The sequence below is a fragment of the Nostoc sp. CALU 1950 genome (assembly GCF_051172895.1).
Lineage (GTDB): Bacteria > Cyanobacteriota > Cyanobacteriia > Cyanobacteriales > Nostocaceae > Nostoc > Nostoc edaphicum_A.
Genome location: NZ_JBDNJQ010000416.1, coordinates 1 through 624 on the forward strand (window position 1 = coordinate 1; position 624 = coordinate 624).

Below are 624 nucleotides of genomic sequence, written 5' to 3' on the forward strand. Positions count from 1 at the left end.
TTTGAGGGCACTGTCGTAGGATGCGATCGCTTCTTCAAATCGCCCTAAATTAACCAGCGCCACACCCCGGTTGTTCCAAGCTGAGTCGTAGTCGGGTTTGAGTTTGAGTGCACTGTCGTAGGATGCGATCGCTTCTTCAAATCGCCCTAAATTACCTAGCACCACACCCCTGTTGCACCAAGGTTGGTAGTCGGGTTTGATTTTGAGGGCACTGTCAAAAGATGCGATCGCTTCTTCAAATCGCCCTAAATTAACTAGCGCCACACCCCGGTTGTTCCAAGCTGAGTCGTAGTTGGGTTTGATTTTGAGGGCGCTGTCAAAAGATGCAAGCGCTTCTTCAAATCGCCCTAAATTATCCAGCGAACCACCCCGGTTGTTCCAAGCTGAGTCATAGTCGGGTTTGATTTTGAGGGCACTGTCATAGGATGCGATCGCTTCTTCAAATCGCCCTAAATTATCCAGCAAACCACCCCGGTTGTTCCAAGCTGAGTCGTAGTCGGGTTTGATTTCTATGGCTCTGTCATAAGATGCAAGCGCTTCTTCAAATCGCCCTAAATTACCCAGCACCACACCCCGGTTGTTCCAAGCTGAGTCGTAGTCGGGTTTGATTTCTATGGCTCTGTC

The 624-nt window shown here is 49.5% G+C and carries 1 protein-coding gene; it reads right to left on the reverse strand.

Translation table 11 applies throughout. The annotated features are described in order from the left end of the window. Window positions 1-624: tetratricopeptide repeat protein (locus tag ABF638_RS38250; protein ID WP_435027930.1), on the reverse strand; the 624-nt coding region annotated here is incomplete at both ends.